19 protein-coding genes and 1 riboswitch are annotated in these 22,864 nt (G+C 53.2%); of the genes, 9 read left to right on the top strand and 10 right to left on the bottom strand.

Annotated elements, in window-relative coordinates; genetic code table 11:
- The first annotated feature begins 73 nt into the window (after positions 1 to 73).
- The gene (gene rpoC, locus I2D83_RS20830) at positions 74 to 4,297 is read left to right on the top strand and encodes a DNA-directed RNA polymerase subunit beta' (RefSeq protein WP_012772937.1); all 4,224 of its coding nucleotides are present in this window, start codon (positions 74 to 76) and stop codon (positions 4,295 to 4,297) included.
- 180 nt (positions 4,298 to 4,477) lie between these two features.
- The gene (shiA, locus tag I2D83_RS20825) at positions 4,478 to 5,875 is read left to right on the top strand and encodes a shikimate transporter (RefSeq protein ID WP_220274105.1); all 1,398 of its coding nucleotides are present in this window, start codon (positions 4,478 to 4,480) and stop codon (positions 5,873 to 5,875) included.
- Positions 5,876 to 5,969: 94 nt separating this feature from the next.
- Here shiA and I2D83_RS20820 read toward each other — a convergent pair whose 3' ends face one another.
- Complete coding sequence (locus I2D83_RS20820) at positions 5,970 to 6,161, bottom strand: DUF1127 domain-containing protein (protein WP_010285501.1); 192 nt, start codon at positions 6,159 to 6,161, stop codon at positions 5,970 to 5,972.
- A 173-nt stretch (positions 6,162 to 6,334) separates the two neighbouring features.
- On the opposite strand from I2D83_RS20820, the gene I2D83_RS20815 reads away from it, so the two are divergent.
- Positions 6,335 to 7,759: an aminotransferase-like domain-containing protein gene (locus I2D83_RS20815; RefSeq protein WP_181848804.1), complete on the top strand. Its 1,425-nt coding sequence runs from the start codon at positions 6,335 to 6,337 to the stop codon at positions 7,757 to 7,759.
- Between the two features lie 391 nt (positions 7,760 to 8,150).
- Here the strand turns inward: I2D83_RS20815 and thiH are convergent, their stop codons facing one another.
- From thiH to rsd, 7 genes are all read right to left on the bottom strand, one after another.
- Positions 8,151 to 9,272, bottom strand: coding sequence for a 2-iminoacetate synthase ThiH (gene thiH, locus I2D83_RS20810; protein ID WP_181830630.1), 1,122 nt, complete (start codon positions 9,270 to 9,272; stop codon positions 8,151 to 8,153).
- Complete coding sequence (locus I2D83_RS20805) at positions 9,269 to 10,054, bottom strand: thiazole synthase (RefSeq protein ID WP_205947240.1); 786 nt, start codon at positions 10,052 to 10,054, stop codon at positions 9,269 to 9,271. The genes thiH and I2D83_RS20805 overlap by 4 nt, the downstream gene beginning before the upstream one ends.
- A 1-nt stretch (position 10,055) precedes the next feature.
- A complete protein-coding gene (gene thiS, locus I2D83_RS20800) occupies positions 10,056 to 10,256 on the bottom strand; it encodes a sulfur carrier protein ThiS (RefSeq protein ID WP_205947239.1) in 201 nt (66 codons plus the stop codon).
- Entirely contained in the window at positions 10,253 to 11,032 is a 780-nt protein-coding gene (locus I2D83_RS20795; RefSeq protein ID WP_205947238.1) for a HesA/MoeB/ThiF family protein, read from the bottom strand. The genes thiS and I2D83_RS20795 overlap by 4 nt, the downstream gene beginning before the upstream one ends.
- A 1-nt stretch (position 11,033) precedes the next feature.
- Complete coding sequence (gene thiE / locus I2D83_RS20790) at positions 11,034 to 11,675, bottom strand: thiamine phosphate synthase (RefSeq protein WP_205947237.1); 642 nt, start codon at positions 11,673 to 11,675, stop codon at positions 11,034 to 11,036.
- Entirely contained in the window at positions 11,672 to 13,627 is a 1,956-nt protein-coding gene (gene thiC / locus I2D83_RS20785; protein WP_181848808.1) for a phosphomethylpyrimidine synthase ThiC, read from the bottom strand. The genes thiE and thiC overlap by 4 nt, the downstream gene beginning before the upstream one ends.
- Before the next feature lie 122 nt (positions 13,628 to 13,749).
- A riboswitch (TPP riboswitch) is annotated at positions 13,750 to 13,903 on the bottom strand.
- A gap of 122 nt (positions 13,904 to 14,025) precedes the next feature.
- Complete coding sequence (gene rsd / locus I2D83_RS20780) at positions 14,026 to 14,487, bottom strand: sigma D regulator (RefSeq protein ID WP_181830635.1); 462 nt, start codon at positions 14,485 to 14,487, stop codon at positions 14,026 to 14,028.
- A 108-nt stretch (positions 14,488 to 14,595) separates the two neighbouring features.
- Here rsd and nudC point away from each other — a divergent pair, with 108 nt between their 5' ends.
- The 6 genes from nudC to I2D83_RS20750 all read left to right on the top strand — a co-directional run bounded on the left by nudC (position 14,596) and on the right by I2D83_RS20750 (position 19,132).
- Positions 14,596 to 15,378, top strand: a complete 783-nt coding sequence (gene nudC / locus I2D83_RS20775) for an NAD(+) diphosphatase (protein ID WP_012772947.1) — start codon at positions 14,596 to 14,598, stop codon at positions 15,376 to 15,378.
- Between the two features lie 148 nt (positions 15,379 to 15,526).
- The gene (hemE, locus tag I2D83_RS20770) at positions 15,527 to 16,591 is read left to right on the top strand and encodes a uroporphyrinogen decarboxylase (protein ID WP_205947236.1); all 1,065 of its coding nucleotides are present in this window, start codon (positions 15,527 to 15,529) and stop codon (positions 16,589 to 16,591) included.
- Between the two features lie 15 nt (positions 16,592 to 16,606).
- On the top strand, positions 16,607 to 17,296 hold the full coding sequence (gene nfi / locus I2D83_RS20765) for a deoxyribonuclease V (RefSeq protein ID WP_181830637.1): 690 nt from the start codon (positions 16,607 to 16,609) through the stop codon (positions 17,294 to 17,296).
- A 77-nt stretch (positions 17,297 to 17,373) separates the two neighbouring features.
- Positions 17,374 to 17,964 (top strand): YjaG family protein, encoded by a 591-nt coding sequence (locus I2D83_RS20760; RefSeq protein WP_012772950.1) that lies wholly within the window; start codon positions 17,374 to 17,376, stop codon positions 17,962 to 17,964.
- Positions 17,965 to 18,168: 204 nt separating this feature from the next.
- Entirely contained in the window at positions 18,169 to 18,441 is a 273-nt protein-coding gene (hupA, locus tag I2D83_RS20755; RefSeq protein ID WP_005970302.1) for a nucleoid-associated protein HU-alpha, read from the top strand.
- 4 nt (positions 18,442 to 18,445) lie between these two features.
- Entirely contained in the window at positions 18,446 to 19,132 is a 687-nt protein-coding gene (locus tag I2D83_RS20750) for a DUF1481 domain-containing protein (protein ID WP_205947235.1), read from the top strand.
- A 305-nt stretch (positions 19,133 to 19,437) separates the two neighbouring features.
- On the opposite strand, the gene purD is transcribed toward I2D83_RS20750, so the two are convergent.
- Positions 19,438 to 20,724: a phosphoribosylamine--glycine ligase gene (purD, locus tag I2D83_RS20745; protein WP_180779705.1), complete on the bottom strand. Its 1,287-nt coding sequence runs from the start codon at positions 20,722 to 20,724 to the stop codon at positions 19,438 to 19,440.
- A gap of 17 nt (positions 20,725 to 20,741) precedes the next feature.
- Entirely contained in the window at positions 20,742 to 22,331 is a 1,590-nt protein-coding gene (purH, locus tag I2D83_RS20740; protein WP_205947234.1) for a bifunctional phosphoribosylaminoimidazolecarboxamide formyltransferase/IMP cyclohydrolase, read from the bottom strand.
- Positions 22,332 to 22,864: the final 533 nt, after the last annotated feature.

The following is a 22,864-nucleotide window of genomic DNA, read 5'->3' as shown; positions in this document are numbered from 1 at the left end:
GGGACACCTGAATTGTGTTTTTAACGGCATGGTTCAGGTGTCTATCAGGTCTAACTCCGACAGGAGCCAATCCGTGAAAGACTTATTAAAGTTTCTGAAAGCGCAAACTAAAACCGAAGAGTTTGATGCGATCAAAATTGCTCTGGCCTCGCCAGACATGATCCGTTCGTGGTCTTTTGGTGAAGTTAAAAAGCCAGAAACCATCAACTACCGTACGTTCAAACCTGAACGTGACGGCCTTTTCTGCGCCCGTATCTTTGGGCCGGTAAAAGATTATGAGTGCTTGTGCGGTAAGTATAAGCGCCTGAAACACCGCGGTGTTATTTGTGAGAAGTGCGGCGTTGAAGTGACCCAGACTAAAGTGCGCCGTGAGCGTATGGGCCACATCGAACTGGCTTCTCCGACTGCGCACATCTGGTTCCTGAAGTCACTGCCTTCCCGTATCGGTTTGCTGCTGGATATGCCGCTGCGTGATATTGAGCGTGTGCTTTATTTTGAATCTTATGTCGTGGTTGAAGGCGGCATGACCAACCTTGAGCGCCGTCAGATCCTGACTGAAGAGCAGTATCTGGATGCGCTGGAAGAGTTTGGTGATGAATTCGACGCGAAAATGGGCGCCGAAGCGATCCAGGCTCTGCTGAAGAACATGGATCTGGAGCAGGAATGCGAGCAGCTGCGTGAAGAGCTGACCGAAACCAACTCCGAAACCAAACGTAAGAAGCTGACGAAGCGTATTAAGCTGCTGGAAGCATTCGTACAGTCTGGTAACAAACCAGAGTGGATGATTCTGACCGTTCTGCCGGTACTGCCGCCAGATCTGCGTCCGTTGGTTCCGCTGGATGGCGGTCGTTTCGCGACTTCCGACCTGAACGATCTGTATCGTCGCGTGATCAACCGTAACAACCGTCTGAAACGTCTGCTGGATCTGGCTGCGCCAGACATCATCGTACGTAACGAAAAACGTATGTTGCAGGAAGCGGTTGATGCACTGTTGGATAACGGCCGTCGCGGTCGTGCGATCACCGGTTCTAACAAACGTCCTCTGAAATCTTTGGCCGATATGATCAAAGGTAAGCAGGGTCGTTTCCGTCAGAACCTGCTTGGTAAGCGTGTTGACTACTCCGGTCGTTCTGTAATCACCGTTGGCCCATACCTGCGTCTGCACCAGTGTGGTCTGCCGAAGAAAATGGCACTGGAGCTGTTCAAACCGTTCATCTACGGCAAGCTGGAACTGCGTGGTCTTGCTACCACCATTAAAGCCGCCAAGAAAATGGTTGAGCGTGAAGAAGCCGTCGTATGGGATATCCTGGACGAAGTCATCCGCGAACACCCGGTCCTGCTGAACCGTGCACCAACACTGCACCGTTTGGGTATTCAGGCATTTGAACCGGTACTGATTGAAGGTAAGGCAATCCAGCTGCACCCGCTGGTTTGTGCGGCATATAACGCCGACTTCGATGGTGACCAGATGGCTGTACACGTACCGTTGACGCTGGAAGCCCAGTTGGAAGCGCGTGCGTTGATGATGTCGACCAACAACATCCTGTCCCCTGCGAATGGTGAGCCAATCATCGTTCCTTCTCAGGACGTGGTATTGGGTCTGTATTACATGACGCGTGACTGTGTTAACGCCAAAGGCGAAGGCATGGTGCTCACGGGTCCGAAAGAAGCTGAACGCGTTTATCGTGCCGGCCTGGCCTCTCTGCATGCGCGCGTTAAAGTGCGTATCACGGAAGAGATCAAGAGCATCGAAGGCGATGTTACGCATCAGACGTCGATTATTGATACGACTATCGGCCGTGCCATCCTGTGGATGATCGTACCGAAAGGTCTGCCGTACTCGATCGTTAACCAGCCTTTGGGCAAGAAAGCGATCTCCAAAATGCTGAACACCTGTTACCGCATTTTGGGTCTGAAGCCGACAGTTATCTTCGCTGACCAGACTATGTACACCGGTTTTGCTTACGCGGCGCGCTCTGGTGCTTCCGTAGGTATCGATGACATGGTTATCCCGGAGAAAAAAGCCGAGATTATCGAAGAAGCCGAAACCGAAGTTGCCGAGATTCAGGAGCAGTTCCAGTCCGGTCTGGTTACTGCGGGCGAACGCTATAACAAAGTGATCGATATCTGGGCTGCTGCGAACGAACGTGTTGCGAAAGCGATGATGGAAAACCTGTCCGTTGAGGATGTGGTTAACCGTGATGGCGTGGTTGAGCAGCAGGTATCTTTCAACAGCATCTTTATGATGGCCGACTCCGGTGCGCGTGGTTCTGCGGCACAGATTCGTCAGTTGGCGGGTATGCGTGGTCTGATGGCGAAACCAGATGGTTCCATCATCGAGACGCCAATTACCGCAAACTTCCGTGAAGGTCTGAACGTACTCCAGTACTTCATCTCGACGCACGGTGCGCGTAAAGGTCTGGCGGATACCGCACTGAAAACGGCGAACTCCGGTTATCTGACTCGTCGTCTGGTTGACGTTGCGCAGGATCTGGTTGTGACCGAAGACGATTGTGGTACCCATGAAGGTATCATGATGACGCCGGTTATCGAGGGTGGTGATGTTAAAGAGCCACTGCGTGAGCGCGTACTGGGTCGTGTAACGGCTGAAGACGTGATCAAACCGGGCACGGCGGATATTCTGGTTCCACGTAACACGCTGCTGAACGAGCAGTGGTGTGACATGTTGGAAGAGAACTCCGTTGACGCCGTTAAAGTACGTTCCGTTGTAAGCTGCGAAACCGACTTTGGCGTGTGCGCCAATTGCTACGGTCGCGATCTGGCTCGTGGTCATATCATCAACAAAGGTGAGGCCATCGGGGTTATCGCGGCACAGTCCATCGGTGAACCGGGTACACAGTTAACCATGCGTACGTTCCACATCGGTGGTGCGGCATCGCGTGCGGCAGCTGAGTCCAGCATTCAGGTGAAAAACAAAGGTAGCCTGAAACTGAGCAACGCGAAGTTCGTCGTGAACAGCAACGGTAAACTGGTTATTACTTCACGTAATACCGAACTGAAACTGATCGACGAATTCGGACGTACTAAAGAAAGCTATAAAGTGCCTTACGGTGCGGCAATGGCGAAAGGTGATGGTGCAGAAGTTAGCGGTGGCGAAACCGTAGCTAACTGGGATCCACATACCATGCCAGTTATCACCGAAGTGAGCGGTAACATTCGCTTCACCGATATGATCGACGGTCAGACGATTACTCGTCAGACCGACGAACTGACCGGTTTGTCCTCTATCGTGGTTCTGGATAGTGCAGAGCGTACCGGTAGCGGTAAAGACCTGCGTCCGGCACTGAAAATCGTTGATGACAAAGGTGAAGACGTACTGATTCCAGGTACGGATATGCCTGCTCAGTACTTCCTGCCGGGCAAAGCGATCGTGCAGTTGGAAGACGGCGTGAAAATCAGCAGCGGTGATACTCTGGCGCGTATTCCTCAGGAATCCGGCGGTACCAAGGATATTACCGGTGGTCTGCCACGCGTAGCCGACCTGTTCGAAGCCCGTCGTCCGAAAGAGCCGGCTATTCTGGCAGAGATCAGCGGTATTATTTCCTTCGGTAAAGAAACCAAAGGTAAACGCCGTCTGGTGATTTCTCCGTTGGATGGCAGCGATGCTTACGAAGAGATGATTCCGAAATGGCGTCAGCTCAACGTGTTCGAAGGTGAAGTGGTTGAACGTGGTGACGTTGTTTCCGACGGCCCAGAGTCTCCGCACGATATCCTGCGTCTGCGTGGCGTACATGCAGTAACGCGTTATATCACCAACGAAGTTCAGGAAGTTTACCGTCTGCAAGGCGTTAAGATTAACGATAAACACATCGAAGTTATCGTTCGTCAGATGTTGCGTAAAGGCACCATCGTTAACGCAGGTAGCACCGAGTTCCTGGAAGGCGAACAGGCAGAAGTCTCTCGCATCAAGATTGCCAACCGTCAGTTGGAAGCGGATGGCAAGATTACGGCAACGTTCAGCCGCGATCTGCTGGGTATTACCAAAGCATCTCTGGCGACCGAGTCCTTCATTTCTGCGGCATCGTTCCAGGAAACCACTCGCGTACTGACCGAAGCCGCTGTTGCGGGTAAACGTGATGAACTGCGTGGCCTGAAAGAGAACGTTATCGTGGGTCGTCTGATCCCAGCGGGTACGGGTTATGCGTACCATCAGGATCGTATGCGCCGCCGTCAGGCGGGTGAAGCGCCAATCGTACCTCAGGTGAGTGCCGATGAAGCTTCTGCTAACCTGGCAGAACTGCTGAACGCAGGCTTTGGTAGCAGCGACGACGAATAAGTCTCTTAACGCTGTACGACCATGCGGTAAATAACGAAAACCCCGGCTATTATGGTCGGGGTTTTTTTATGGTGCCAGCCCTATAGATGTTCGTGGTCAAGCCGTCGCAAGCGACGTTAAAAATTTCTTCCTGAAATTTTTTGTTGTACAGTAGTGTAAAGTAAATAGAACGGAACCGACATGGACACCTCAACTACGCCAACACTCTCACAGCCTGGCGGCTCAGTACCTCATCAGGATGATTCAATTTCATCTGACAAAACCCTACAAACACAGTCAGTAAGCCATTCTCAGAATAAAGCGAAACGTGCCGCCTGGGGCAGCTTTGTGGGGGCCGTGGTGGATTGGTATGATTTCTTGCTGTACGGAATTGTTGCCGCTCTTGTATTTAATACCGAATTTTTCCCTCAGGTCAGCCCGACAATGGGGACGCTGGCAGCATTTGGTACGTTTGGCGTGGGTTTTCTGTTCCGTCCGCTTGGCGGTATGGTGTTTGGGCATTTCGGCGATAAGCTGGGTCGTAAACGGATGTTGATGATCACGGTCTGGATGATGGGCATTTCCACCGCGCTGATTGGCCTGTTGCCGTCGTTTGACTCCATCGGTTGGTGGGCGCCGGTGCTGCTGGTTATGCTGCGAGCCATTCAGGGCTTTGCTGTCGGTGGCGAATGGGGCGGTGCGGCGCTGTTGGCGGTAGAGAGCGCGCCAAAGAAGAAGAAAGCCTTTTACAGCAGCGGCGTACAGGTTGGCTTTGGGGTCGGGTTATTACTGGCTACAGGGTCGGTCTCGCTGGTTAGCAATTTGACGACCAACGAAGAATTTATCACCTGGGGCTGGCGTTTGCCGTTCTTATTCAGCCTGATTCTGGTTGCGATTGCCTGGTGGGTGCGTAACGGAATGGATGAGTCTCAAGAGTTTGAGGCGAATAAGACTCTGGGAGAAAGAGCTAACAAATTGCGTTCTTTCCCTATTATGGAAGCGCTGCGCCAGCATCCGAAAGCCTTTCTGCTGATTATTGCGCTACGGCTTGGAGAACTGTTGACGATGTATATCGTCACCGCGTTTGCGCTCAATTACTCCACCACTCATCTTGGGCTATCGCGGGATATTTTCCTGAATATCGGGCTGCTGGTGGGGGCGATCAGCTGCGTGTCTATTCCTTTCTTTGCCTATCTGGCGGATAGCTTTGGCCGACGTCGGATCTACGTTACTGGTGCGCTGATTGGTGCCGCGAGTGCAGTGCCGTTCTTTATGGCGCTGGAAAGCCATAACACGCTGCTGATTCTGTTCTTTGCCATCATGCTGGCGAACATTGCCCACGATATGATTGTTAGCGTACAGCAGCCGATGTTTACCGAGCTATTTGGTACCGCTTATCGCTATAGTGGAGCGGGAGTGGGTTATCAGGTTGCCAGCGTGGTCGGCGGCGGATTTACGCCTTTTATCGCTGTTCTGCTGGTGCAGTTTATGGATGGTTCATGGCACGCCGTGGCGGCTTACCTCGCCATTGGCTGTTTGCTGTCGGCGATTGTCGGGATGCAAATGAAAGCAAAATCGGCGGATGCCTTACCTCACTAACTTCTTCATCGCTGTAATCCAAAATGCCGATACAGATGCAGCGTCTGTATCGGCATATTCTACTGTGTTTTATCTATTGTTTTCTGGGGCGTTGTTATCTGAATCGATCGAGATCGCTTCGCTTCAGCCCGATATCTTTAAGCCCGTCATCGCTCATATTCCGTAATATCTTCAGCGTTTGTGCTCTTGCCCGCCAGGCTTTCCACAAGCGGTACGGCAAAATAAGCATTAGCCAGAACGGTGACTCGCGGAACGGTTTTTGTGATCGATTCTCATGAAATTCCATATTTTCCCCCTCGCCAGTGAATGATCGCTATGATGGGGCGAAAGGTATTTTCAATACAGACGCAAAAAATTCATTTTTTTAGCATACAGATTGTGTGATATTGCATCTGAATGGTTATTTTTATTTAAATCTGTACTGGTTGCTGCTGGGAATCTTGATAGAGGACGATACTGATGACGCGTTATCAGCACCTTGCTGGGTTGTTAGAACAGCGGATCGAACAAGGGTTATACCAAAGTGGAGAGCGCCTGCCTTCTGTACGGGCGCTGAGTACAGAACATGGTGTAAGCATCAGTACCGTACAGCAGGCCTACCATCTGCTGGAAACCCGGCAGTTGATTATGCCGCAGCCGCGTTCGGGATATTTTGTCACGCCGCGTAAGGCCACGCCGCCTGTACCCGCGCTAACGCGTCCTGCCCAACGTCCGGTTGAGATTACGCAGTGGGAATCGGTACTGGAGTTGGTGAACGTGCGTCTGGAAACGAACGTGCTGAAATTTGGTAGCGGAATGCCGGATGTAAGCCAGCCGACCATCAAACCACTGTGGAAAGAAATGGCTCGCCTCTGCCAGTATCAGGATCCCCGTATCTTACAATATGACAGCGTATATGGCGTGCCTGCGCTGCGTGAGCAGATTGCCCGTCTTACCGTGGACTGTGGCTGCCAGCTGACTCAAGATGATATTGTGGTCACGACCGGATGTCAGGAAGCTCTATTTGTCGCTGTCCGCGCCGTTTGTCAGCCCGGTGACATCGTGGCCGTTGAATCACCCGCTTTTCCGGGCACGATGCAGATCCTTCGCGGGCTGGATATCAAAGCGATCGAGATCCCAACCGATTCAGTAACGGGGATCAGTCTCGAAGCATTGAGGCTGGCGCTGGATCAATGGCCGATCAAGGCCGTCCTGCTGGTGCCGAGCTGCAATAACCCGCTTGGTTTCATCATGCCAGACGCCCGTAAGAAATCGCTGGTGACGCTGGCGCAGCATTTCGATATCGCCATTATTGAAGATGATGCCTACGGTGAGCTGGCCTATGAATATCCGCGTCCCCGCGCGATAAAGTCGTTTGATGAGGATGGGCGTGTGCTGTTGTGCAGCTCATTTTCAAAGAACCTGGCGCCCGGTTTGCGCGTGGGTTGGATCGCTCCGGGGCGTTATCTGGAGCGGGTGAGCCATACAAAATACATCAGTACGGGATCGACGGTGGTGCAGCCGCAACTAGCGGTGGCGGAGTTCATTCGCCAGGGGCACTATCAGCCTCATCTGCGTCGCATGCGCGCCCAGTACAAAGCCAATCTGAGTACGTTTACCTGCTGGGTGCGCGAGTATTTTCCGTCCAATATTTGTGTCAGTCGTCCGCAAGGGGGATTCCTGATGTGGATTGAACTGCCCGAATATTTTGACTCTCTCAAGCTCACCCGTGAGGTCAGAAAATCAGGCATACAGATCGCCGCAGGGTCGCTCTTCTCTGCCTCAGGGAAATACCGCAATTGTATTCGACTCAACTATGCCAATCGTTTCACGGAAGAGATGAGGGAAGGGCTGCGTATCGTGGGTAATGAGGTTGCGAAGATGATGCATACGCCTCCTGACTAGAGCGCCTCCGAGAGTGTTAGGGAAGGGCCGATACGGGTAAGGATAAGCCCCGTATCGGCGGGTTGATGTGCAGAACCGATGAGTGGCAAACGGCTCCGGCCAGCAAGCGCCGTAATGCTTAGGCCTGCCAACGACGCTACTGTATTCTTTGTCACGGATCGTGGCGATAGGCCGAATGTCATGTTGCGCGGCGCTATCCTGAGAATGTTGTCTTCCGTGTAATTCTCACTTTGGCTTGCGAGCCGCATCCCAAATCCTGTGTATCACTTATTCCGATCGCTTACGCTTCGAGATACGAGGGCTACCACGGTGCGAGGTGCTCTGCAGGAATCTCATCACCGTGTTTCCCTCTCACTGACGATTAAGTGAACATTATCAAACGTATCCCGCCTTATCTGCCCAAATAGCCGTCCCAGTCTTTCCATACTGGTTGAAGACCTGCACGCACGATGGCCTGCGCTACGTCTTCAGGACGCCGTGAATCGTGGGGAGAAAATTGTTCCAGTTCAGGATGGTCGTCGGCGTAGCCACCCGGTTGGGTTTTGGAGAAGGCGCTGACGTTGTTAATCGCGATAGGGATCGCATGATCGCGAAAGAACGGTGATTCACGCGTGGACAGCGACAATTCAATATCCGGCGCCAGCAAGCGGAATGCGCAAATCACCTGCATCAGCTGTGCTTCATCCATTAACGACGCCGGTTCAATGCCGCCCGCACAGGGGCGCAGGCGAGGGAACGAGATAGAATATCGGCTCTGCCAGTAGCGTTGCTGCAAGTGCAACAGGTGCTCTGCCACCATGTAGCAGTCGGTACGCCAGCTATTGGACAGGCCGATTAAGGCACCCAGTCCGATCTTGTCGATCCCGGCACGGCCAAGCCGATCCGGTGTGGCAAGCCGCCAGTGGAAATCCTGCTTTTGTCCTTTTAGATGATGCAACTGGTAGGTCGCCGGATGATAGGTTTCCTGATAGACCATCACACCATCCAGCCCCAGTGCTTTTAATTCGGCGTACTCGTCCTGCGACAACGGTTGAACTTCGATCATCAGGGAACTGAAAAGCGGCCGGATTAGTGGAAAAACGCGCCGGAAATAGTCCATCCCCACTTTACGCTGGTGTTCACCCGTGACGAGCAGCAGGTGCTCAAACCCGAGTTCCTTGATAGCGGCGCATTCACGCAGGATCTCTGCCTCATCCAGCGTTTTACGCTTGATGTGGTTGCTCATCGAAAAGCCGCAGTAGGTACAGTCGTTAGAGCACAGATTAGACAAATACAGCGGGACATAGAAACTCACCGTATTGCCGAAACGCTGGCGGGTGAGCTGCTGCGCTCGCTGGGCAAGCGGTTCCAGATAGGCGCTGGCGGCAGGTGAAATGAGCGCCATAAAATCGTCACGCGTCAGGTGTGGTGCAGTGAGCGCCCGTTCAACATCCTGTGCGGTTTTGCCGTTGATGCGTAGCGTCAGGTCATCCCAGTCGAGCTGTTCCCAGACGGTTTGAAAATCGACGCTCATCTCACCGCCCCTTCCGTTTGCTGATGCAGAAAACCGGTGAGCGGGCTGGTGGCACTGGCGAAAAACTGCTTACTTCCCAGACCGGCCTGACGAGCAAGGCCTCCTGCCTCGACTGCCAGCCGGAAGGCGCGCGCCATCGCGACGGGATCGTGAGCAACGGCGATGGCCGTGTTGACCAGCACTGCATCTGCCCCCATTTCCAGCGCATCGGCCGCCTGGCTGGGGGCGCCAATGCCTGCATCGACAATCACCGGAACGCGTGCCTGTTCGATGATGATGCGGAGAAAATCACGCGTTTGTAGCCCCTGATTGGAGCCAATCGGTGCACCGAGAGGCATCACCGCCGCGCAGCCGACTTCTTCCAGCCGTTTGCATAGTACCGGGTCGGCCCCGCAGTAAGGCAGTACCGTGAATCCTTCTTTTACCAGCTGTTCAGCGGCCTTCAGCGTTTCGATGGGGTCGGGCAGCAGGTATTTCACATCGGGATGAATTTCCAGCTTCAGCCAGCGAGTCCCCAACGCCTCACGTGCCAGACGCGCTGCAAAAATGGCCTCGTCAGCGGTTTTGGCTCCTGACGTATTCGGCAGCAGCTTAATGCCGAGCTGGCGTAGCGGGGCGAGAATGGCGTCATTGCCGCCGTTCAGGTCAACGCGTTTCATCGCCATGGTAACCAACTGCGAACCGGAAGCCTCGAGTGCCGCCAGCATCAGTTCTGGCGTGGCGAATTTTCCGGTGCCAGTCAGCAGTCGTGAAGTTAATGTCGTATCGGCAATGTGCAGCATGTCATCCTCCCGCGATTGCCTGAAAAAGCAAAATATCATCACCGTCCTGAACCTGATGCTGTGACCAGGTGGCGTGCGGGATAATGGTCTGATTGATAGCCAGCGCCGTGCCGGGCTGGAGCCGGTTTATCTGGCTTAGCAGCGCATCAACCGTGATGGCCTCTGGGAATTCAAAGGGCTCATCATTCAGCGTGATTCTCATGCTGCTCCCCCACAGACTGAGCAATGGGGGGCACGCGTGAGCTGGAGCGTGTTCCAGCTCTGCTGTTTGCCATTGAACATTCTCAGCTTGCCATCCAGAGCAGACGGCATACCTGCCAGCAGCTTGATCGCTTCCAGTGCCTGAAGTGTGCCAATTACGCCGACCACCGGACCCAGCACGCCTGCGGTACGGCAGTTGCGTTGTGGTTCGGTCGTATCGGGATAGAGGCAGGCGTAGCAGCCAGAGTGATAAGGCGGCGTGAAGACCGCGAGCTGACCGCTGAAACCTACGGCGCTCCCGCTGATGAGTGGTTTGCCTGCGCGAAAGCATGCGGCGTTAACCGCATGGCGAGTGGTCATGTTGTCGCTGCAATCCAACACCAGATCGACGCGGCTGACGGCGTTATCTAATGTTTCACTGCTAAGCCTTTCAGTGAGTGCGATGGCTTCCGAGTGCGGATTTAACGCCTGTAGCTGACGCTGGGCCAGCACGGCTTTGGGTTTGTCGGTGTCGCTGGTGCGATACAGAATCTGGCGTTGCAGGTTGCTGATATGCAGTGCGTCATCGTCGGCAAGCAGCAGCGTGCCGATCCCTGCGGCAGCCAGATAGAGCGACGCGGGCGCGCCCAGCCCACCCAGTCCGACCAGCAGAACGCTGGCGGCTTTGAGCTTCTCCTGACCTTCCGGGCCAATATCTTCCAGCATGAGTTGACGGCTGTAGCGCATGAACTCGCTATCGCTCAGTCCGGTTGGCGTAGAGTGGTGATGCGTTACCATGTTATGCCTCCCGCCCTTCAATCATCCTGAGCAACGTTGCCGTCGCCTGACGCCAGTCCGGTGCCTGAGTAATGGCACTGACGACAGCAATGCTGCCGACGCCCGTTTTCAGCACCGCAGGGACTCTATCGATGCTGATACCGCCAATCGCCACGGTGGGAAAACGGTCTTGCAGATCGGTGATGTGGCGCGTCAGTTCAGCGAGCCCCTGCGGTGCTGATGGCATGTCTTTGGTTTGCGTGGGGAAAATATGTCCCAGTGCGATGTAGGACGGGTTTATCGCCACCGCGCGCGCCAGTTCACGATCGTCGTGCGTGGAGATGCCTAAGCGCAGACCTGCTTGTTTAATCGCGGTCAGATCGGCGGTGTCCAAATCTTCCTGACCCAAATGTACGCCGTACGCCTGATGTTTTACGGCTAATTTCCAATAGTCGTTGATGAAAAGCTGCGCCTGATAGCGACGACCCAAGGCGATCGCCTGGATCACATCGGCTTCGGCTTGTTCATCTGACCGATCTTTGATTCTTAGCTGGATTGTTTTCACCCCGACGCCGAGCAGGCGTTCGATCCACTCCACGCTATCGACAACGGGATAGAGCCCCAGCCGCTGTACCGTTGGGGCAAAAGGCGTTGAGTCCGTCATTGGTTTTCCTCGGCTTGCAGGCTGGTGGCGCTGTGATACAGCTCGCTGCCGCGAGAGCGGAATTCCTGCGACATCTGTGCCATGCCCACTTCAATCGGTTTGGCTTCCGCTTCCTGTTTTGCGGCGTAGTCGCGTACTTCCTGTGAGATCTTCATCGAGCAGAATTTAGGGCCGCACATAGAGCAGAAGTGGGCGACTTTACCGGATTCCTGCGGCAGCGTTTCATCGTGGTAGGCGCGGGCCGTTTGGGGATCGAGCGCCAGATTGAACTGGTCTTCCCAGCGGAATTCGAAACGTGCTTTCGACATGGCGTTATCACGGATCTGCGCACCGGGATGACCTTTTGCCAAATCTGCGGCGTGGGCGGCGATCTTGTAGGTAATTAGTCCCTGCTTAACGTCTTCTTTATTGGGTAAGCCAAGATGCTCCTTCGGCGTGACGTAACAGAGCATCGCGCAGCCGAACCAGCCGATCATGGCGGCGCCAATACCGGAGGTGAAGTGATCGTAACCCGGTGCGATATCGGTGGTTAACGGGCCGAGCGTATAGAACGGGGCTTCATGGCAGTGCTCCAGTTCTTCGGTCATGTTGCGGCGGATCATTTGCATTGGAACGTGGCCGGGGCCTTCGATCATCACCTGTACGTCGTATTCCCAGGCGATTTTGGTCAGCTCACCCAGCGTATGCAGCTCGGCAAACTGGGCTTCGTCGTTAGCATCCTGAATAGAACCGGGGCGTAAGCCATCACCCAGTGACAGCGCGACGTCATAAGCGGCGCAGATTTCACAGATTTCACGGAAGTGTTCGTACAGGAAGCTCTCTTTGTGATGCGACAGGCACCACTTCGCCATAATTGAGCCACCGCGCGAAACGATGCCGGTCAGGCGTTTGGCCGTCATCGGCACGTAGCGCAGCAGCACGCCGGCGTGGATAGTGAAATAGTCCACGCCCTGTTCCGCTTGCTCCAGCAGCGTGTCGCGGAACATTTCCCAGTTCAGGTTTTCCGCCACGCCGTTAACTTTTTCAAGCGCCTGATAGATCGGTACGGTTCCGATTGGCACGGGACTGTTACGCAGAATCCACTCGCGGGTTTCATGAATATAGCGGCCGGTTGAGAGATCCATCACCGTATCCGCGCCCCAACGGGTAGACCAGACCAGCTTTTCCACCTCTTCTTCGATGGAGGATGTCACGGCGGAGTTACCGATATTGGCATTAACCTTCACCAGAAAATTGCGTCCGATAATCATCGGCTCTGATTCTGGGTGGTTGATGTTGGAAGGGATGATGGCGCGCCCGGCGGCCACTTCCTGACGGACAAATTCCGGCGTGATGTTCTCCGGCAGGAGGGCGCCAAAACTTTGCCCGGGATGCTGCTGACGCAGCACGTCGGTGCGAATACGCTCGCGTCCCATATTTTCGCGAATGGCGATAAATTCCATTTCGGGGGTAATGATTCCCTGTCGCGCATAGTGGAGCTGGGTGACGCGTTTGCCTGCTTTGGCACGCAGCGGCCGTGGCAAGTGTTCAAAGCGCAGATGATCAAGCCCCGCATCTGCCAGACGCTGCTGGGTGAAATCGGAGCTGACGCCAGAGAGCGCTTCGGTGTCGTTGCGTTCTGCAATCCAGCTGGCGCGCAGCTTCGCTAAGCCAATGCGGACATCGGGTTGGGCTGCGGGGTCGCCATAAGGCCCTGATGTATCGTAAACCGGGATTGGTTCATTGGGCTCGTACTGGGGGTTGTCTTTGCTGCCGCCGAGTAGCGTCGGGCTGAGCTGAATTTCCCGCATCGGTACAGCGATGTCGTCGCGCGAGCCCGTAAGATAAATGCGTTTGGAATTGGGAAAGGCCGTTCCCTGTAAGGTTTCAATAAACTGCTGGGCGGCGGCACGCTGCTCGCGGCGACCCGATTTTGACGACACTGTGTTTATAGACAAGGGTTCTGTAGACATAGCAAGTTCCTGTAAGACGTAAAGGGAAGATTGCTTGTCTGGAGCCGGAGGGAGTAATAATGATATCGAGTCTCAGCGCAGAAGATATGTGCAAATACGCAGCCTTGGGCTCAATCTCAATGAGGTGCATTACTCTTGTTCCCTTCGCAGGTATTAACCCGATCAGGTTCCGCGGATCCCGAATTAACGGTCTCAGCCTGTGCGCTCATAGGTTTCGTAAAACGATTGATTTCGTCAAACAAAACACGAGCACGCTAGGCACTCCGACAAGATTTGCCCGTTTCTTAAACGAGCCAATAAAACCCCTACACTGTATGACGACAAAACACGGATGTCAAAGCATGCCGGTTTTGCCTGTACAGCGTATAGCGATGTTCTTAAATAACGCTAAATGACCGCTAGTTGTCGTAAACCAGACGGATCATGTTGTCTTCTAGCGTAAAACGCTCTTCCAGAGCTTCACCGACGCTGGAAAGCGCCTGCTGAAATTCGAGGCAGTTATCATGGTCGATGGCCGTCGCCAGATGGTTATCGTAAAACGCCATGATTTGCTGCGTGTTACTTTGCAGGGCGAGGTCGAGCTGGGTGGAAAGGGCTAAGAGCTGTTCGCTGTGGGTCGCTGCTTCATGCAGCATCTTTTCGTATAAATGAAAGTGGCCAGTAGAAAGGTAATCCACCAGATTCTGGCAAAAATTATCCAATGCTTCTTCATCCAGAAGAGACAGCGCTTCCTTGTTCGGCTTGATGCCAACCAAATGATAGTAAGCCACCAGAAGCTGCTTACGCGCTTGTAGCCATTGGTCGATTAACGCATTATTGCCACCAACGTATTCAGTCAGACTTTGTAGCTGGTTTAGCATTGTTGACTCCGTGAACGGTAAGAAATAACCGAAATCCCAGTTATAAAACTTATGTAATCACTCTGAATGTAAAATGCCAGTGAAGTGGCAGTGGAGCAATAAAAAGATATGGAACAGACGCTAAAAGGTGATGAAACCGGCTGGTGGGTGGTTAGCGATGCGGTACAAATCTGGCTGCCCCAGGGAGAATTACCGTGCGGAACCGCGACGAAATGGTCGCTGCAGGGGAAAACGGCTCGCCAAATTGGCGAATGGCAAGAACAGCCTGTCTGGCTGGTGTGTCAGGGGCGTGATACCGATATGGCATCGGTTCGCCAACTGCTCGATCAGGACGTGGGGCTATTCCAACTGGCGGGACGCGGTGTACAGCTGGCTGAGTTCTATCGCTCTCATCGTTTTTGCGGTTACTGCGGTCATGAAATGGTGCGGAGTAAAACGGAACTGGCGTGCTTATGCCACCACTGCAAAGAGCGTTATTATCCGCAGATCGCGCCCTGCATCATCGTCGCGATTCGCCGTGGCGAGGAAATCTTGCTGGCGCAGCACAACCGACATCGCGGAAACATGTACACCGTGCTGGCAGGGTTTGTGGAAGTGGGCGAAACGCTGGAACAAACGGTTGTACGTGAGGTGATGGAAGAGAGCCAGGTTCAGATAAAAAACCTACGCTACGTGAGTTCGCAGCCCTGGCCCTTCCCTCATTCGTTGATGATGGCGTTTATGGCTGAGTATGCGGGTGGTGAAATCAAGCACGACCCGAAAGAGCTGCGTGATGCGGGGTGGTTCCGCTATGACCAACTCCCGCAGCTGCCGCCGCCGGGCACCGTGGCGCGTCGACTTATCGAAGATACGGTGGTGTTGTGCCGCGCTTATCACGAGAACGAAGGCTGACGTGATACTATTTGCGCCATGAATGGCACGCGTACATAACGTACTGGCGTCATAACGTATTCGTTTTATAAAGCGTTCGTTTTATAACGCATCCGTTTCATCACATCTATCCGGTGTCGAACCGCCGTGAGGTTGAAAGGAAAAGAACATGACTGATCTGAAAAACGATCGCTACTTGCGGGCGTTATTGCGCCAACCCGTTGATGTCACTCCGGTATGGATGATGCGTCAGGCGGGGCGTTATTTGCCGGAATATAAGGCAACGCGCGCGCAGGCGGGTGATTTTATGTCGCTGTGTAAAAACGCAGAACTGGCTTGCGAAGTCACGTTACAACCTTTACGACGCTATGCGCTGGATGCGGCGATCCTGTTCTCCGATATCCTGACTATTCCTGACGCCATGGGCTTAGGGCTCTATTTTGAAGCAGGGGAAGGCCCACGCTTTCACTCTCCCATCACGTCTCATGCCGATGTAGTTAACCTGCCGATTCCCGATCCTGAGCAGGAACTCGGTTATGTGATGAACGCGGTGCGGACGATCCGTAAAAACCTCGCCGGTGAAGTGCCGTTGATCGGTTTCTCGGGCAGCCCGTGGACGCTGGCGACCTATATGGTTGAAGGCGGTAGCAGCAAAGCGTTTACCGTCATCAAGAAAATGATGTTCGCTGAGCCTAAAACGTTACACCTGCTGCTGGATAAGCTGGCTGATAGCGTCATTCTTTATCTCAACGCGCAAATTCGCGCTGGCGCGCAGGCGGTCATGGTATTCGATACCTGGGGCGGCGCGCTGAGCGGACGTGACTACAAAGAATTCTCCCTGCGGTACATGCATAAGATTGTTGATGGTTTACAACGTGAGAACGAAGGTCGCCGAGTGCCTGTGACGCTCTTTACCAAAGGCGGAGGCCAGTGGCTGGAGGCGATGGCAGAAACGGGCTGTGACGCGCTGGGGCTGGACTGGACGAGCGATATTGCCGACGCACGCCGTCGGGTCGGCGATAGAGTGGCGCTACAGGGTAATATGGATCCGTCGATGTTGTATGCCGATCCTGCACGGATCGAACAGGAGGTGGCATCGATCCTCGCTGGATTTGGGCAAGGTAGCGGACATGTTTTCAATCTGGGTCACGGCATTCATCAGGACGTGCCGCCGGAGCACGCGGGCGTGTTTGTTGAGGCCGTGCATCGGTTGTCCCGCCCTTATCACGCATGATTCACAGGGGGTGATGTGATTGATACACAACAGCTGCGGGCGGAGCAACTGGCCCGTGCTTCTGATGTGATTCGGCACGACGATTTACCTTTTGAGCAGCCTGCGTTTATCGCGGGTGCGGATGTTGGCTTTGAGCAAGAAGGGTCGGTAACTCGCGCGGCGATTGCGGTAATGCGCTATCCTTCGTTGGAACTGGTAGAATACAAGATTGCGCGTATCAGCACGACGATGCCCTACATCCCCGGTTTTCTTTCGTTTCGTGAATGCCCTGGGCTGTTAGCTGCGTGGGCGCAGCTTGAACAGAAGCCGGATTTGTTGTTTGTCGATGGGCATGGGATTTCTCACCCACGGCGTCTCGGCGTTGCCAGCCATTTTGGTTTGCTGGTTGATGTTCCGACGATTGGTGTGGCAAAAAGTCGGCTGTGCGGTCGATTTGAACCGTTAGCGGAGAGCGTCGGCAGCCAGCAGCCGTTACTGGATAAGGGTGAGCAGATTGGCTGGGTATGGCGCAGCAAAGCGCGCTGTAACCCGCTGTTCGTGGCGACGGGGCATCGAGTAGGTCAGGACAGCGCATTGCACTGGGTACAATCCTGTATGCGTGGCTACCGTTTACCGGAGCCGACCCGTTGGGCTGATGCGGTTGCATCGAATCGCCCCGCATTTGTGCGTTGGCAACGGCAGCAAGCCGCTAACGTATTGTCGTAAAACTTTAGGAATTCAGGCATAGGGCGTCATTGTTATTTCAGGTACACTGCCGTCCGTCGCTGTTAATGAGCATAAAAATGTTACGTAACCCCATTCATTTACGTCTGGAAAAACTGGCAAGCTGGCAACATGTCACTTTCATGGCATGTCTTTGTGAACGTATGTATCCCAATTACCACGAATTCTGTCGTCAAACAGAGTTTGGTGATGCGATGGTTTACCGCCGCATTCTCGATTTGGTATGGGAAACATTAGTGGTTAAAGATGCGAAGGTTAATTTCGATAGCCAACTGGAAAAGCTGGAAGAAGCGATTCCCGCCGCGGAAGATTATGATCTTTACGGCGTCTATCCGGCTATTGATGCCTGTATCGCGTTGGGTGAGTTAATTCACTCACGCTTGAGTGGTGAAACGCTGGAACATGCGATAGCCATTAGCGAAACGTCTATCCGTACGGTTGCTATGTTGGAAATGACGCAGGCAGGCAAAGAAATGACCGACGATGAGCTAAAGGTTTTGCCTGCAATTGAAGAAGAATGGGACATCCAATGGGAGATTTTTCGCCTGTTGGCGGCTTGTGAAGAACGCGATATTGAGCTGATAAAAGGGCTCCGTTCCGATCTGCGCGAGGCTGGAAGTAGTAACATCGGGATAAATTTGCATCAATAACGCGATAAAACGTGATTTAAGGCCTGAAATGGCCTGTCTTTAGGCTTCACATTCGCACCCTGTCTGGTCTACATTTGGGGGGCGTAAAAAAAGTGGCTGTCGGTGCGTGTATGCAGGAGAGTGCTACCACACCCTGAAAAGGGAAATGGCATATCCGTCGCACTCGATGCTTAGCAAGCGATAAACACACTGTAAGGATAACTTATGAATAAGACTCAACTGATTGATGTAATTGCGGACAAAGCTGATCTGTCAAAAGCACAGGCTAAAGCAGCTCTGGAATCAACTCTGGCGGCAATTACCGAGTCTCTGAAAGAAGGTGATGCAGTACAATTAGTTGGTTTTGGTACGTTTAAAGTCAACCATCGTAATGAGCGCACTGGCCGCAACCCACAAACCGGTAAAGAAATCAAAATTGCTGCTGCCAACGTGCCAGCGTTTGTTTCTGGCAAGGCTCTGAAAGACGCTGTTAAATAAGCCCATGTCGGTTAAAAGTTTAAGCAGAGGGGCGTTTTCGCCCCTTTTGCTTTTACGACGCTGGTGTGGCGTAGGCCTCATGCTTACTGCTGTGGTGGCCTGTAGTAGCCGCACCGCACCGCCGGAATTTTTCGCCAGCGGTTACGTAGCCGATCGCGGTATCGTGCGTTTGTGGCGTAAAGACGATGCACAGAATACGACGGCGTTGACCACCGTGTTCAACCCGCTTCAGGGCAATGCGCTGGTGGTGACTCGCTATACGTTCCAGCAGGACAAGCTACGCGAGATACAGCGTAATCAGCTTGGAACGCAAAAAGAAGATATGCGTTTGCGCTTTGCAGAAGATGGAACCGTCAGCTTTATGCAGCGGCAACTTGCCGAAAGACGTGAATCGGTTTCTGATGATGATGTCGCGCTCTACCAGTTTGATGCTAAGCGCATGCTGGAGTTGAGCGATGTCCTGCGTGCAGGCAAGGTGATCTTGAAACAAGGGAAATGGCTGGAAGGTCAGGTACAGTCTTGTGACGGCACGATAGTTCGCCCTGATTTTGACAATGATTCGCGTGAATGGATCGCGGAGCAAAAAATGCATGCAACGCGTCCGCTAAATGTCGCATGGCTGGAAGCGCCGGAAGGAACACAGTTATTGCTGGTGGTGGAGGATGATGTCTGCCAGTGGCAGCCTAAATAGCTATACCCGTCATACTTCAAGTTGCATGTGCGTTGGCTGCGTTACTCGGCCCACTTACGTGGACCTCGCCCCGTTGGGGCCGCTGCAAGCAGCGTTCAAACCTGCCTCTGGCAGATTTGTCAGTCACCCGAATCACTTACTTGAGTAAGCTCATCGGGACTCCCTCTCTCGCCGCGTTATTCAAAACGAACTCGTTTTGTCCTGAAACTCGAATTATTTAGGGTATATAAAACTGACTATAAAAAAACCCGGATTTCTCCGGGCTTCAGTATTGATCAGACAATCATTTATCGGAGCATGGCTTATCAGGCTTGCTCGCGCTCAATGGCACGATAACCGATGTCTTTGCGACAGAATACCCCTTGCCACTGAATACCCGCTGCTATTTCATAAGCGCGTTGCTGCGCTTCAGCTACGGTATTACCCAATGCGGTGACGCACAGTACGCGGCCGCCGTTGGTAACGACATTAATACCGTTCAGCTTGGTACCCGCATGAAAGACTTTGCCATCTTCGGCATCCTGCTGCGGTAAACCGGAAATCACATCACCCGTGTTGTAGTCAGCCGGGTAGCCGCCTGCGGCCAATACCACACCCAGAGATGGACGCTCATCCCAGACGGAATCTTTCTGATCCAGCGTGCCGTCACAGGCTGCCAGACACAGTTCCACCAAATCGGAACGCAGACGCAGCATAATTGGCTGTGTTTCTGGATCGCCAAAGCGACAGTTGAATTCGATCACTTTTGGCTGACCATCGGCAGAAATCATCAGGCCTGCATACAGGAAACCGACGTAGGTATTTCCCTCTGCGGCCATGCCGTTTACGGTCGGCCAGATCACCTGATCCATCACGCGCTGGTGGATTTCATCGGTCACGACCGGGGCTGGCGAATAGGCGCCCATGCCACCAGTATTCGGTCCCGTATCTTTATCCCCAACGCGTTTATGATCCTGACTGGTTGCCATCGGCAGCACGTTCTTGCCGTCCACCATGACGATGAAGCTAGCTTCTTCACCATCAAGGAATTCTTCCACCACGATACGGTGTCCTGCATCGCCGAATGCATTGCCCGCCAGCATATCCTGAATGGCGTTTTCTGCTTCCTGCAACGTCATGGCGACAATTACACCTTTACCTGCGGCTAATCCATCTGCCTTGATGACGATAGGCGCACCTTTGCTGCGTACATAGGCCAGCGCGGGTTCAACTTCAGTGAAGTTTTGGTATTCCGCTGTCGGGATATTGTGGCGTGCCAGAAAATCTTTGGTGAAGGCTTTAGAGCCTTCCAGTTGTGCTGCGGCCTGCGACGGACCAAAGATTTTTAGACCTGCGCTCTGAAACGCATCCACCACACCGATAACTAACGGTGTTTCCGGGCCAACGATGGTTAAATCAATGTGGTTCTCTTGCGCAAAAGCGACGAGCGCTGGAACATCAGTTGCGGCGATATCAACGTTGGTCAGCGCGGCTTCAAGTGCGGTGCCCGCATTTCCCGGAGCGACATAAACGCGTTTCGCCAGTGGTGACTGTGAGGCTTTCCAGGCCAGCGCGTGCTCGCGTCCGCCATTACCAATTACTAAAATGTTCATTTCGGTCAGCTCCAGTATTAATGGCGGAAGTGGCGCATGTCGGTAAAGATCATCGCAATGCCGTGTTCGTTGGCGGCAGCAATAACTTCATCATCACGAATGGACCCACCCGGTTGGATCACGCAGGTAATACCAACGGCAGCGGCGGCATCAATACCATCACGGAATGGGAAGAATGCATCAGAGGCCATGGCGGAACCTTTTACTTCCAGCCCTTCATCACCCGCTTTGATTCCGGCGATTTTCGCTGAGTAAACGCGGCTCATCTGGCCGGCGCCTATCCCGATGGTCATGTTATCGCGTGCGTACACGATCGCATTGGATTTAACGAATTTAGCCACTTTCCAGCAGAAGAGGGCATCGCGTAATTCCTGCTCGCTCGGTTGGCGCTCGGTCACGACACGCAGTTGAGACGCATCGACCATACCCAAATCGCGATCTTGTACCAGCAAACCGCCGTTGACGCGTTTGAAATCCAGACCAGGAACACGTTGCTGCCAGCTACCACTGGTCAGGACACGTACGTTTTGTTTGGCTGCGGTCACCTTCAATGCGGCCTCACTGGCAGATGGCGCAATAATCACTTCGACAAACTGACGGCTGATAATAGCCTGTGCGGTTTCTTCATCCAGCTCGCGGTTGAAAGCGATAATGCCGCCGAATGCAGATGTCGGGTCGGTTTTATAGGCGCGTTCGTAGGCATCAAGAATTGAGCCGCCAATGGCGACGCCACAGGGGTTCGCATGTTTAACGATAACGCAGGCTGGTTCGGCAAATTCCTTCACACATTCCAGCGCTGCATCGGTATCGGCGATGTTGTTATAAGACAGCGCCTTTCCTTGTAACTGCGTAGACGTGGCGACAGATGCCTCGTGAATATTCTCTTCTATATAGAAGGCAGCTTGCTGATGGCTGTTCTCGCCGTAGCGCATGTCCTGCTTTTTGATGTAGTTCAGGTTCAACGTGCGTGGGAAGTTACCTGATGGTTTATCGGTTTCGCCGTGGTAAGGCGGAACCAATGCGCCAAAGTAGTTGGCAATCATGCTGTCGTACGCGGCAGTATGTTCGAAGGCTTTAATCGCTAAATCGAAACGGGTTTCGTAGGTCAATGAACCTTCGTTGGCGTCGATTTCATTAATAATGGCGCTGTAGTCGCTGCTCTTGACCACAATAGCCACATCTTTATGGTTCTTGGCGGCGGAGCGAACCATAGTCGGGCCGCCGATATCGATATTCTCAACTGCATCTTCTAATGTGCAGCTCTCACGGGCAACGGTCTGTGCGAACGGATACAGATTCACAACGACGATATCAATCGGCTTGATGTCGTGCTGCGCCATGATCGCATCATCTTGATCGCGTCGTCCCAGAATGCCGCCGTGTACTTTCGGGTGCAGGGTCTTTACACGCCCATCCATCATTTCCGGGAAACCGGTGTAGTCAGAGACTTCTGTCACCGCTAAGCCAGCATCGGCCAGCAAACGGGCGGTTCCTCCGGTTGAAAGGAGCTCGACGCCACGGTGGGACAGAGCTTGAGCAAATTCGACAATACCTGCTTTGTCAGAAACGCTGAGCAGAGCGCGGCGAATTGGACGGCGTTGTTGCATGATGATGTTATCCCCTGGATTTGGGTAGTCAGTAAAGAACGGTATGTGAATATCGTCTTTGTCAGAGCAATAATTGCGGAATAAAGAGAAATATTCAGTTAGCGTTCGCAAAAACACGACGATTTTGAACGGGGTGAATTGTAGCGAAAACGTTTGCGTGATGCTCGTCAATTTTTGAGTAGAATGCTTTCTGTGGATAAGTTTGTGCAAAAAAAGGTATAAGGCGGGGTTTTGCTGTGGAATGCAGCAAATAGTCATTTTTCTTTAAAATACCTATTGCGACAGGTCGAGAAGTCCCTATAATGCGCCTCCATCGACACGGCGCTGTGATTCACAACCGGGTCGGTAAAGAAAGAGAAAACGCTTTAAAATAAGCGTTGACTCTGAAGGTGAAAAGCGTAATATACGCCACCTCGCGAAGCGGTTAAGGCTGCAACGCACTGCTCTTTAACAATTTAATCAGACAATCTGTGTGGGCACTCACAAGACCGTATCTTAACGATATGAAAAGTCTTGAAGAGTGAACAACAGTA

The sequence above is a fragment of the Pectobacterium aroidearum genome, from assembly GCF_015689195.1.
GTDB classification, from domain to species: Bacteria; Pseudomonadota; Gammaproteobacteria; order Enterobacterales; family Enterobacteriaceae; genus Pectobacterium; species Pectobacterium aroidearum.
The sequence above is the reverse complement of the archived record's forward strand: the minus strand, read 5'-3'. Positions and strand labels throughout refer to the sequence as shown.

What these genes read in the sequence shown, in the direction of transcription:
- shiA (WP_220274105.1), top strand. Translation starts at nt 4,478, where the DNA reads ATGGACACCTCAACTACGCCAACACTCTCACAGCCTGGCGGCTCAGTA.
- I2D83_RS20820 (WP_010285501.1), bottom strand. Translation starts at nt 6,161, where the DNA reads ATGGAATTTCATGAGAATCGATCACAAAAACCGTTCCGCGAGTCACCG.
- I2D83_RS20815 (WP_181848804.1), top strand. Translation starts at nt 6,335, where the DNA reads ATGACGCGTTATCAGCACCTTGCTGGGTTGTTAGAACAGCGGATCGAA.
- thiH (WP_181830630.1), bottom strand. Translation starts at nt 9,272, where the DNA reads ATGAGCGTCGATTTTCAAACCGTCTGGGAACAGCTCGACTGGGATGAC.
- I2D83_RS20805 (WP_205947240.1), bottom strand. Translation starts at nt 10,054, where the DNA reads ATGCTGCACATTGCCGATACGACATTAACTTCACGACTGCTGACTGGC.
- thiS (WP_205947239.1), bottom strand. Translation starts at nt 10,256, where the DNA reads ATGAGAATCACGCTGAATGATGAGCCCTTTGAATTCCCAGAGGCCATC.
- I2D83_RS20795 (WP_205947238.1), bottom strand. Translation starts at nt 11,032, where the DNA reads ATGGTAACGCATCACCACTCTACGCCAACCGGACTGAGCGATAGCGAG.
- thiE (WP_205947237.1), bottom strand. Translation starts at nt 11,675, where the DNA reads ATGACGGACTCAACGCCTTTTGCCCCAACGGTACAGCGGCTGGGGCTC.
- thiC (WP_181848808.1), bottom strand. Translation starts at nt 13,627, where the DNA reads ATGTCTACAGAACCCTTGTCTATAAACACAGTGTCGTCAAAATCGGGT.
- rsd (WP_181830635.1), bottom strand. Translation starts at nt 14,487, where the DNA reads ATGCTAAACCAGCTACAAAGTCTGACTGAATACGTTGGTGGCAATAAT.
- nudC (WP_012772947.1), top strand. Translation starts at nt 14,596, where the DNA reads ATGGAACAGACGCTAAAAGGTGATGAAACCGGCTGGTGGGTGGTTAGC.
- hemE (WP_205947236.1), top strand. Translation starts at nt 15,527, where the DNA reads ATGACTGATCTGAAAAACGATCGCTACTTGCGGGCGTTATTGCGCCAA.
- I2D83_RS20760 (WP_012772950.1), top strand. Translation starts at nt 17,374, where the DNA reads ATGTTACGTAACCCCATTCATTTACGTCTGGAAAAACTGGCAAGCTGG.
- hupA (WP_005970302.1), top strand. Translation starts at nt 18,169, where the DNA reads ATGAATAAGACTCAACTGATTGATGTAATTGCGGACAAAGCTGATCTG.
- I2D83_RS20750 (WP_205947235.1), top strand. Translation starts at nt 18,446, where the DNA reads ATGTCGGTTAAAAGTTTAAGCAGAGGGGCGTTTTCGCCCCTTTTGCTT.
- purD (WP_180779705.1), bottom strand. Translation starts at nt 20,724, where the DNA reads ATGAACATTTTAGTAATTGGTAATGGCGGACGCGAGCACGCGCTGGCC.
- purH (WP_205947234.1), bottom strand. Translation starts at nt 22,331, where the DNA reads ATGCAACAACGCCGTCCAATTCGCCGCGCTCTGCTCAGCGTTTCTGAC.